Source organism: Mesorhizobium sp. M7A.F.Ca.US.007.01.2.1 (assembly GCF_003998165.1).
Classification (GTDB): domain Bacteria; phylum Pseudomonadota; class Alphaproteobacteria; order Rhizobiales; family Rhizobiaceae; genus Mesorhizobium; species Mesorhizobium ciceri.
This window is the reverse complement of the sequence record NZ_RZQP01000225.1, coordinates 1-10,134: the sequence shown is the minus strand read 5'-3', so window position 1 is coordinate 10,134 and position 10,134 is coordinate 1. Positions and strand designations below refer to the sequence as shown.

The window sequence follows — 10,134 nt, the reverse complement described above, 5'->3', positions numbered from 1 at the left end:
GTGTGGCGCAAGCTCGGCATCGTCATGCTTATCTTCGTGCCTGCGAAAGGAGCCGCGTGATGGCTGCCATCCCGTTGCTTGAGGAAACCAGCGGCGGCACCGCCGGCGCCATGGTGTCGGGCCTTGCCGGGCTGACCCGTGACGCCGACCCCGCCCATATCGAGATTCTCGCCAACAACCGGCCCGAGCGCAAGCTCGCCATCTACCCGGCATCCGCCGGCTTCGACCTTGTCGAGGAACTGGATTATCTCTGCGCCCGCACGGTCGAGCCCAACGTGTTCTTCAACCCGCGTTTCCTTGCGCCCGCCATGCCGCGGCTGGAGGATCGCGAGGTGCGGCTGGCGGTCATCCGCGACGGCGACGAATACCGCAACCGGCTGCGCCTTCTGGTGCCGTTCTCGGTGGAACGGCCGGTGGTGCCGCTCGGCGTGCCGGTGATGCGCACATGGTCGAGCCCGTTCGGTCCGCTCGGCACGCCGCTGGTCGACCGCGACGACCCGGTGGGCGTCGTCGAGGATTTCTTCTCGATGCTGTCGCGCCCGCATCTCAAGCTGCCGAAAGTGTTCGTCCTGCCCGATGTCCGGCTCGATGGCCCGGTGGCGAGCCTGTTTGCCACCGTGGCCGAGACGCGCGGCCTGATGCTGGTCACCACCGGCCAGACCCTGCGCCCGGCGCTGGAGAGCGAGCGCGACGGCGATGACTATCTGAAGGCCTCGCTGCGTTCGCACCATTATCGCGAGTTCCGGCGGCTGAAGCGGCGCCTTGGCGACCTCGGCAGGCTGGAGCATGTCGTGGCGCGCGGCCCCGAAGACATCCGCCACGCCATCGAGAACTTCCTGACGCTGGAGGCGGCCGGCTGGAAGGGCCGCGAACGCACCGCCATGGCGATCGACCGTTTCCGCGCCGCCTTCGCCCGCGAGGCCGTGCACCGGCTGGCCGAGCAGGACATGTGCCGCATCCATTCGCTGACGCTCGACGGCCGCACCATCGCCTGCCTGATCGTCTTCGTCGAAGCCGGCATCGCCTACACCTGGAAGACCGCCTATGACGAGACGCTGGCCAGCTATTCGCCGGGCACCTTGCTGATGATCGAGGTGACCAGGCAGCATCTCGACGATCCCAACATCATGATGACCGATTCCTGCGCCGTGCCCGACCATCCGGTGATGAGCCGGCTATGGGCCGAGCGCAAGCCGATGGGCACGCTGGTGATCGGCCTGACGCCGGACGCCGACCGCCTCACCCGCCAGGCCGCCTCGCAACTGCACCTCTACCGCGAAACCCGCAACATGGCCCGCCTGCTGCGCAACCGCATGAAGAGCTTGTTGGGGCGGCGCTGAGAAAAGGCAAGGGTGCGGTTCTGGAAGGATGGCACATTTTCGCTGCAATATTTGACACAGAGGTGGCCGGGACTTTACTTCGATTGCCCAAGAGGCAAGCGCTAAGATCGACTTCCGCTTCAAAAAAACGAGATTTTTTGCAGCAATTTTCCGGTGAAACCCGGCAAGATCTACTCGCATTCTTGTCCTTGATGCACGATAGTCTAGTGATTCGGTCCGCGATGAGAGAAAAATGTCGCTGAATCATGAGGCCAACGGCGCCCGGCACATCAGTGCGAACGACAGCGCCGTTGTCCGAAGGGCCGACGAAGACTTCGAAGAACTGATTCGAAGCATCCGAGCCGCCACGCATCAAGCTTTGCCTCTCTTCGAAGAGGAGCCCGTGACCGGATTGGCCCAGTCAGACACGCTGGCCGCCTCCCTCGGCTCGACTTCGGCCCGGACGGGCTCGAGTCAGGCCCACGCCATGCGCGGCTCCTCGCTCTTGTCCAACGATGACGACTTGGCGTGGTCGTTGGTTGAGGACTATGTGGCCAGGCTCGATGCGCAAACGCACGATGCCGACGCTCACGATACGGACAAATGGGACTTGCAGGAAGAGGTGGCGAAGCTGCAACGCTTGCAGGATCGCACCTCGAAAGAGCTTGGGCGAAAATCGCGCGAGCTATCGATCGCAAGCAAGACCATCGCCGACCTGGAGGTCCAACTCAACAGGGCACGGCAGACCATTGCGCAGGCGGATAGGCATGCCGGCCAGCGCGCAACACGGTTCCTCGAAGCGAATGTCGAGGTCGAGCGCCTGGGACGGAACCTGGCGCGCGTGTCGGGGCAACTTCGCGACGAGACCATGGCCAGGCAAGCCGCCGAGCAGGCGCGTGAGGACGTTGCATCGCGGCTCGCCAGCTTGCAACAGGCCGCCATGCTGCTTCGGTCCAAGGTCGCGGACTACCAGCTCCACAACGAACGACTGACCGGCAAACTATCTGCGCAGATGCTTGTACAGCAGGACCTGCAGGCGCGGCTGTCCACGGTCGAGCATCAGCGCGGCGTTCTCGGCGATTGCGCCGCCGCCGCGCAGGAACGGGCCGTGGAACTTGAAAAGAGGTTGCGCTCGCTCCAGCGCAGCGCCCCCGATCAAAGCGTGGTCCGCGCAACGCCGAGCGCCGGGCAGCGCGCCGAGGACGTGGCCGAGCATCGGCGCCAAACCTCGGAAACCGAGATTGCGAATTTACGCCAGGAGCGCGACGCGGCGCGCCGAGACTGTGGCGCGGTGAAGGTTCAACTCGCCGATCTCCGCTTGCGCGGCATGACCGACGAACTCGCGCATGCCCGTTGCCGCAACGAGAACCGCCAGCTTCACCAAAGGCTGGAAACGCTGACACGCCAGGATCCGCCCAGCGGACCGGCAGCCGATGACAGCGCCGACCTAGAACGGACATTCGACGAATTGCTGGCAGCTGGCGAGATCGGCCCGGCCAATGACGGCGACCCCAGCGTGGCGCGCAAAGCGTGTTGATCGCCTGCTGAGACGTATCGGGAGCCAAAGCGACCGTGACGCCCTTCGTCTATTGAACTTCGAGTGGCCTGCCACCCGAAGCTCGGAGAGCGAAGGGTGGTGCCCCTAGCCGGGATCGAACCAGCACTCCTTGCGGAACTCGATTTTGAGTCGAGCGCGTCTACCAATTCCGCCATAGGGGCTCAGGCCGGGCGGCCTGGATGGCGCGGGACTATACGGTTGGAGGCCTGTTCGTCAACTGGCCAATTCCTCGTCGCCCCGGATGCGACCAAACTGCGCCTTTCGATTTCGTGACGGGGCTGCCATTGTGCAGCGCGGAAAATCTTTCTAGACAGGCGGCGCATCAAAGCGCGGCACGTCTGCGGGGACGGATGGCGTGCGCTGGGTCTTTGTTCTGTGCATGCCGTTACACCCCAACCTGCCTGCGCAATTGAACGACACGCATTAGGAGTGCCGATGCTTCGCGGACTTTACGACTGGACCCTGTCGCTGGCGGCCCGCAAATCCGCCGAATGGTGGCTGGCCTTCATCGCCTTCGTCGAAAGCTCGGTGTTCCTGGTGCCGGCCGACGTGCTCTATCTGCCGATGGCGCTGTCGCGGCCGGATCGCGCCTACCGCTATGCGCTGATCGCCACCGTCGCCTCGGTGCTGGGCGGCATCGCCGGCTGGTTCATCGGCCACTATGCCTATGACGCGGTCGCCAGGCCGATCCTCGAATTCTACGGCAAGTACGACGAGTTCGAGCAACTGCGCGCGGGCGCCGGCGTCGGCTTCATCGTCCTGATGCTGATCACGTCGGGTGCCGCCCACCTGCCGCCGATCAAGGTGGTGACGATCCTGTCCGGTGTCATCGGCGTCAATTTGCTGCTGTTCATCGTGCTGGCGATCGTGGCCCGCGGCGCCCGCTTCCTGCTGCTCGCCTGGCTGCTGCGCCGCTATGGCGAACCGATCCGCGAATTCATCGAAAAGCGCCTCGGCCTGATCGCCGGCGCCGGCGCGGTTGCCCTGATTTTGCTCTATATCCTGGTCAAATACGCGTTCTGAACAGAACCATTGCAAGCCGGACGGACCGATTGAAATGACAGCGACCATGAATGCCGACACCGGACGCCAGCGCACGCTGACCGCCTTGTTCCTCGCCGTCGCCATGGCCGCCACCGTTGGCTCGGCGCTCGGCTTCCAGTATCTCGGCGGCTACATCCCCTGCCACCTCTGCCTCGAACAGCGCACGCCCTACTATATCGGCGTCCCGCTGATGGTGCTGGCGGTGATTGCGTCGATGCTGCACGCACCCAGCTGGCTGACGCGCGGCCTGCTGGCCGTCGGCGGCATCCTGATGCTCTACGGCCTCTATCTCGGCGTCTACCACTCCGGCGTCGAATGGCAGTGGTGGGCCGGCCCGACCGATTGTACCGCAGGCGCCGGACCGGTCGACACCGGCGGCAAGGGCGTGCTCGACGCGCTCGACAAATTCGTGCCGCCGTCCTGCGACAAGGCCGCTTTGCGCATCCTCGGCCTGTCGCTGGCCGGCTGGAACGCCATCGCCAGCCTGATCCTCGCCGCCGTCGCCTTCCGAGCCGCTTTCGCCCGCGACTAAACCAATTCGATTGAACGGCGCGACGCAGAGTTCGAGCAAAAATTCGCCAGGCTGAGTCGGATGGCGCGGCTTTCGAGAACCGGAGCGGAGCGTACTGAAGTACGTGAGCACCGGAAGCGCAGAAAGCTGCGTCAGGCGGCCAGCATGGCGGATTTGTGCCGAACTCTATGGTTCGAGTTCGACATCCCAGTAGAGATAATCCATCCAGCTCTCATGCAGATGGTTGGGCGGGAACAGGCGGCCATTGTTGTGCAGATCGTGCACCGTCGGCTGGAAAGGCTTCTGCAACGGCCACATCTTGGCATGCGCCGGCATCATGCCGCCCTTCCTCAAATTGCACGGCGAACAGGCGGCAACGACATTCTCCCACGTCGTCGCGCCGCCGCGATGGCGGGGGATGACGTGATCGAAGGTCAGGTCCTCCGGCGTGCCGCAATACTGGCACTGGAAGCGATCGCGCAGGAAGACGTTGAAGCGGGTGAAGGCCGGGTGCCTGGAGGGCTTCACATAGGCCTTAAGACTGACAACGCTCGGCAGCTTCATCGAGAAGGTCGGCGAGGAGACGGCGTGCTCGTATTCGGCGACGATGTTCACCCGGTCGAGGAACACCGCCTTGATAGCGTCCTGCCACGACCAGAGCGACAAGGGGTAATAGCTGAGCGGACGGTAATCCGCATTCAGCACCAGTGCTGGAAGCCCATCCGGAGATACGGCAACCGTCACGTGTTCACCTCCTTGGTTCTAGACCCGAACGGCACGGATACTGTAAGCCCGACATGACAGGGATGTGAAGCGGATTGTCGCGTCGCTGAAGCGCCAAAAATGCATGATTTTTATGATTTTTCGCGGATTCAGGCCGGCGGCGCGGCGTCCCGCCCTCTGGTTTCACGATAATAGGACCAGAAAAGCCGCGATGCGACACCTCGCCACGGGCTCCATGATTCGGCCAATGCGATCAGCGTTTTCTCCGGCGGACGCGGCTCGATGCCGAGCGCGTGGCCGACCGCGCTCTGCAGCGCGACATCACGCGCGGGGAAAATGTCGGGGTGCCCGGCGGCGAATAAGAGGTACACTTCCGCCGTCCACGGGCCGATGCCGGACACCGCCGTCATCGTCGTGATCGCCTCCTCGGCATCGAGCGAACAGAGGTGATGCAGGTCGAGGCCGTCGACCACGGCCTGGGCAATTGCGATCAGGCCGCGCTGCTTCGGCCGCGACAGGCCGGCCTCGCGAAACATGTCCTCGCCGGCGGCCAGGATCGCCTGCGGCGTCAGCGGATCGACGAGCTTGGTCAGCCGGCCGAAGATCGCATCGGCGCTGGCGCGGGACACTTGCTGCGAGACGACGATCGACGCCAGGCTTCGAAACCCCGGTTCGGACAGCCGCAGCGGCACTTCGCCGGCCATGCCGCGCACCTTTTCCAGGCGCGGGTCGATCACGCAAAGCGCATCGAGCCCCCGGGCAATGTCGTCTGATGTCGCGATACGCTGCATGCTTTCTTGTTCCTGAACCGGCAGCACGGTAGCAATTGGCAAAACCGCCGCACAACCCGATTGCCGCCGCAGAGATGACACTCCTGACATTCCGCTTCGCGCCCAGCCCCAATGGCGACCTGCATCTCGGCCACGCCTATTCGGCGCTGCTCAACCAGAAGCTGGCGGCACGGGCGGACGGCCGCCTGCTGCTGCGCATCGAGGATATCGACACGACGCGCTGCACGCCGCAATTCGAGGCCGGCGTGCTTGCCGACCTGAAATGGCTGGGGCTTGGCTGGGAAGAGCCGGTGCGCCGCCAATCCGAGCATTTCGCCGAATACCAGGCGGTGCTCGAGCGGCTGGTCCGGGAGGAACTCGTCTATCCCGCCTTCATGAGCCGTGGCGAGATCCGCGCCTTCATCGCCGACAGCGAAAAGCGTGGGCGCGACTGGCCGCGCGATCCCGATGGCGTGCCGCTCTACCCCGCCGCGGACAAGGCGCTGCCAGTCAAGGAACGCCAGCGGCGGATCGCCGGGAATGCGCCCTTCGCCTGGCGGCTGGATGTCGATGCCGCCTTGGCGCGTGTCGGCAAGGACCTGTCTTGGACCGAATTCGCCGACGAGACGCTTTCCGCGACACGCTCGATCGAAGCCCGTCCGCAGGACTGGGGCGACGTGATCGTGGCGCGCCGCGATATCCCGACCAGCTACCACCTCGCCGTCGTCATGGACGATGCCCTGCAAGGTGTCAGCCACGTCGTGCGTGGCCAGGATCTGTTTTCCGCCACCGGCGTGCAGCGCCTGCTGCAGCAACTCCTGGGACTGCCGCAACCCGCCTATTTCCATCATCGTCTCATCCTCGGGCCCGACGGGCGAAAACTGTCGAAGAGCCTGGGCGATACCGGCCTTGCCGCCTTGCGCCATGCCGGCGCATCGCCTGACGACATCAGGCGAATGGTCGGGCTTTGAGCCCGGTGAGACCAGGGAGCCACTCCCCCAGATGGGCCGGCGTTGAATTCCGGTGATCTATGGATCAACCGTTTCGCTTTGCGCGCCGGGGTGAACGGGATTAGAGCATCGCCACGGCAATTCTCTCCAGTGCGGCGGACCCCGGAACATGCACAGCATCAAGCGGTTCATTCCCGCCACCTTCGTCGTTCTGTGGGCGACCGGCTTCATTGGCGCACGCTACGCCATGCCATGGGCGGAGCCGTTCACCTTCCTCGCCGCGCGGTTCGTCATCGCCGCCATCCTGCTGGCCGTCCTGATGCTTGTATTGGGTTCGAAAAAAGCCACCCGCGAGGAGGCGCTGCATGCCACCGGCGCGGGCATCCTGATGCATGGCGTCTATCTCGGCGCTGTGTTCTGGGCCATCCACAGGGGCATGCCGGCCGGCTTTTCGGCCCTCATCGTCGGCCTGCAGCCGCTGATCACGGCGGTGCTGGCCGGCAAATTCCTCGGCGAGGCGATCCTGCCGCGTCACTGGCTTGGCCTTGGCATCGGCCTCATCGGTATCGTCATCGTGCTGTGGCCGAAGCTCGGCGCGCTCGGCGGCGGCGTGACCGCGGCGACATTGACCGCCTCGCTGGTTTCGGTGCTCGGCATGAGCGCCGGCACCATCTGGCAGAAGCGCTTTGCCTCCGGCGGCGACCTCGTCGCGGCGACCATGTGGCAATATGTCGGCGGTGGCTCGCTGATGCTCGTCGCCTCCCTCGCCTTCGAAACCCACACGGTCGTCATCAATGGCGAACTGATCTTCGCCATGGCCTGGCTGGTGCTGGTGCTGTCGCTCGGCGCCATCTTCCTGCTGATGGTGATGATCCGCGACGGCGAGATGTCGAAGGTCGCCTCGCTGTTCTACCTGGTGCCGGCGGTGACGGCGATCATCGCCTGGGCCCTGTTCGACGAGCAGCTCAACGCACTTCAGATTGCCGGCATGGCGATCACGACATTCGGCGTCGGCCTGGCAACGGCGCGGCAGGCCAAGGGAAGAACTGTGGAATTGAGGAATTGAGGAATTGAGGAATTGAGGAAGAAGCAGACAGCGCCGGATATGGCCCGCTTTTTCTCCAATTCTTCAATTCCTCAATTCGACCTGTCATCCCACCCGCGCACGCGCCTCCAGGTAGCGGCTGATCGCGGCATTGAGCTCGCCGCCGAGGATGAAGATCGCCGACACCATGTAGAGGAAGACCACGGCGATCATGATCGAGGCCAGGCCGGCATAGGTCGTCACATAGGACGAGAAGTGGTCGAGATAGGTGGCGAAGATGGTCGAACCGATAAGCCATGCCGCCAGCGTGAAGACGATGCCCGGCACCAGCGAGACGAAGCGGCGCTTGCCCGCCGGCAGCCAGAAATGGACGGCAAACAATCCGCCGACAATGACCGCCGAAGCGATGACGTAACGCCATAGCGTAATGGTGCCCATATAGGGCTTGATCCAGTCGATATGGGCTTCCGCGAGCCGCGCCAGCAGCGGCGCGAACACCAGGAGCACGCTGATCGCCAGGAAACCGGCCGTGGCGATGAGAACGAAGATGATGCTCTGCACCCGGCGGTAGATGATGCCGCGCGTTTCCGAGACGCGGTAGGCGCGGTTGAGCGACGTGCGCAGCGCCTCGATGCCGTTCGAGGCAAAATAGGCCGCAAGCACCACACCATAGGTCAAAAGGTCGGTGCGCCTGACGGTCAGCACATTGAGCACTTCGCGCGCGATCGGCTTGGCGATCTGTTCGGGCCAGGTGTCGAAGACCAGATGCACGGCCGTGTCGGAGAACGCCTGCGCGCCGAGGAAGCTCGCCAGCGTCGTCGCGAAGATCAGGAACGGGAACAGCGCCATCAGCGAGGTGATCGCCAGATGGCTGGCCATCGCCCAGCCGTCATCGGTGTTGAAATGGCCAAGTGCGTCGTAGAGGACCCGCTTGAGGGCTACGATCTTCCGCAACAAGAACCGCGCCCTCCAATTGTCTCCACGCCGGGAATATGGGAAGGGATTGCGGCAAATGGCAACCCTTGGCGAAACCACGAACGGTCCGGCGCAGAAGTTGCGCTCGATTATCATCACCGGTGCGTCTTCGGGAATAGGCGCGTACTGCGCCCGCGCGTTGAAGGCGGAAGGCTGGCGGGTGTTCGCAACGGCGCGCAAGCCACAGGACATCGCCGCGCTCGAAGCCGACGGCATCGAGGCCTTCTATCTCGATTATTGCGAGCCGGACTCCATCGCCGCGCTGGTGACGGCGGTGCTCGACCGCACCGGCGGCCGGCTCGACGCCCTGTTCAACAACGGCGCGTATGCGCAGCCGGGCGCCGTCGAGGATCTGCCCGTTGCCGCGCTCAAGCAGCAGTTCGAGGCGAATTTCTTCGGCTGGCATGATTTGACCCGCCGGCTGGTGCCGGTGATGCGCCGCCAGGGTCAGGGCCGCATCGTCCACTGCTCCTCGATCCTTGGCCTCGTGCCGGTGCGCTTTCGCGGCGCCTATTCGGCGTCGAAGCACGCACTGGAGGCCTTGATGCTCTGCCAGCGCCAGGAACTGGCCGGCAGCGGCGTCCACGTTTCGCTGATCGAGCCGGGGCCGGTGAAGTCGAAGATCGCCAGCAATGGCCTCATTTGGTTTCTCAGCAACATCGACCACGAGAATTCCGTGCACCGCGTGGACTATGCGGCGCAACTCGAGCGACTGCGGGCCGGCGGCAGCCAATCGGCCTTGAAGCCAGGGCCGGAAGTGGTTCATGCGGCGCTGCGCCATGCACTTCTGTCGCGGCGCCCACGCCCGCACTATGTGGTAACAGTGCCCGCCAGGATCGGCGCGGTGCTCAGACGCATCCTGCCGGCATCGATGCTTTACCGCCTGATGGCCAAACGCGCCTGAACGCCAACCAACTGGAACGAAGCAATGGCAACCGTCTTCAACATTCTCGCCATTCTGGTCATGGTCGCCGTTGCGGTCGTGCTTGTTCGCGGCCTCATCAACATGATGCGCGGCGGCTCCGGCGTCACCTCGAACAAGCTGATGCAGGCGCGAGTCATGCTGCAGGCCGTGGCGCTGGTGCTGATCCTGCTGGCGGTGTATTTCACCCGCAAGTGAGGATGCCGGCGGCCGGGGAGGCGAAATGGTCAAGCTCAACAAGATCTACACCCGCACCGGCGATGATGGCACCACGGGTCTCGGCACCGGCGAGAGGCGGCTGAAATCCGATCTGCGGG

The 10,134-nt window shown here is 64.3% G+C and carries 11 protein-coding genes, 1 tRNA gene and 1 pseudogene; 9 read left to right on the top strand and 4 right to left on the bottom strand.

Annotated elements, in window-relative coordinates:
* Positions 1 to 59 precede the first annotated feature (59 nt).
* Positions 60 to 1,340: a GNAT family N-acetyltransferase gene (locus EN949_RS28450; RefSeq protein WP_013529437.1), complete on the top strand. Its 1,281-nt coding sequence runs from the start codon at positions 60 to 62 to the stop codon at positions 1,338 to 1,340.
* A gap of 232 nt (positions 1,341 to 1,572) precedes the next feature.
* The gene (locus EN949_RS28445) at positions 1,573 to 2,856 is read left to right on the top strand and encodes a hypothetical protein (protein WP_127367555.1); all 1,284 of its coding nucleotides are present in this window, start codon (positions 1,573 to 1,575) and stop codon (positions 2,854 to 2,856) included.
* A 97-nt stretch (positions 2,857 to 2,953) separates the two neighbouring features.
* Here EN949_RS28445 and EN949_RS28440 read toward each other — a convergent pair.
* Positions 2,954 to 3,038: transfer RNA gene (locus tag EN949_RS28440), tRNA-Leu, on the bottom strand.
* A gap of 274 nt (positions 3,039 to 3,312) precedes the next feature.
* Here EN949_RS28440 and EN949_RS28435 point away from each other — a divergent pair.
* Complete coding sequence (locus EN949_RS28435) at positions 3,313 to 3,900, top strand: YqaA family protein (protein WP_013529435.1); 588 nt, start codon at positions 3,313 to 3,315, stop codon at positions 3,898 to 3,900.
* Between the two features lie 34 nt (positions 3,901 to 3,934).
* Entirely contained in the window at positions 3,935 to 4,453 is a 519-nt protein-coding gene (locus EN949_RS28430) for a disulfide bond formation protein B (protein WP_063169081.1), read from the top strand.
* Positions 4,454 to 4,618: 165 nt separating this feature from the next.
* Here EN949_RS28430 and EN949_RS28425 read toward each other — a convergent pair whose 3' ends face one another.
* Together EN949_RS28425 and EN949_RS28420 are read right to left on the bottom strand one after the other, a co-directional pair.
* Positions 4,619 to 5,176: an HNH endonuclease gene (locus EN949_RS28425; protein ID WP_006328497.1), complete on the bottom strand. Its 558-nt coding sequence runs from the start codon at positions 5,174 to 5,176 to the stop codon at positions 4,619 to 4,621.
* Between the two features lie 128 nt (positions 5,177 to 5,304).
* Positions 5,305 to 5,946, bottom strand: coding sequence for a DNA-3-methyladenine glycosylase (locus EN949_RS28420; protein WP_013529433.1), 642 nt, complete (start codon positions 5,944 to 5,946; stop codon positions 5,305 to 5,307).
* A gap of 74 nt (positions 5,947 to 6,020) precedes the next feature.
* Here EN949_RS28420 and gluQRS point away from each other — a divergent pair, with 74 nt between their 5' ends.
* Complete coding sequence (gene gluQRS / locus EN949_RS28415) at positions 6,021 to 6,896, top strand: tRNA glutamyl-Q(34) synthetase GluQRS (protein WP_064993102.1); 876 nt, start codon at positions 6,021 to 6,023, stop codon at positions 6,894 to 6,896.
* Positions 6,897 to 7,044: 148 nt separating this feature from the next.
* Positions 7,045 to 7,941 carry a DMT family transporter gene (locus EN949_RS28410; protein ID WP_063169083.1) on the top strand — a complete coding sequence of 299 codons (897 nt, stop codon included), beginning with the start codon at positions 7,045 to 7,047 and terminating at the stop codon, positions 7,939 to 7,941.
* Positions 7,942 to 8,025: 84 nt separating this feature from the next.
* Here EN949_RS28410 and EN949_RS28405 read toward each other — a convergent pair whose 3' ends face one another.
* A complete protein-coding gene (locus EN949_RS28405; protein WP_013529430.1) occupies positions 8,026 to 8,877 on the bottom strand; it encodes a YihY/virulence factor BrkB family protein in 852 nt (283 codons plus the stop codon).
* A 55-nt stretch (positions 8,878 to 8,932) separates the two neighbouring features.
* Between EN949_RS28405 and EN949_RS28400 the strand changes: the two genes are divergently transcribed.
* The 3 genes and pseudogenes from EN949_RS28400 to EN949_RS28390 form a co-directional block, all read left to right on the top strand.
* On the top strand, positions 8,933 to 9,799 hold the full coding sequence (locus EN949_RS28400; protein WP_127365830.1) for an SDR family oxidoreductase: 867 nt from the start codon (positions 8,933 to 8,935) through the stop codon (positions 9,797 to 9,799).
* A gap of 24 nt (positions 9,800 to 9,823) precedes the next feature.
* Positions 9,824 to 10,015, top strand: coding sequence for a twin transmembrane helix small protein (locus EN949_RS28395; RefSeq protein WP_013529428.1), 192 nt, complete (start codon positions 9,824 to 9,826; stop codon positions 10,013 to 10,015).
* Positions 10,016 to 10,040: 25 nt separating this feature from the next.
* Positions 10,041 to 10,134, top strand: a pseudogene (locus EN949_RS28390) (ATP:cob(I)alamin adenosyltransferase); the annotation flags it as partial.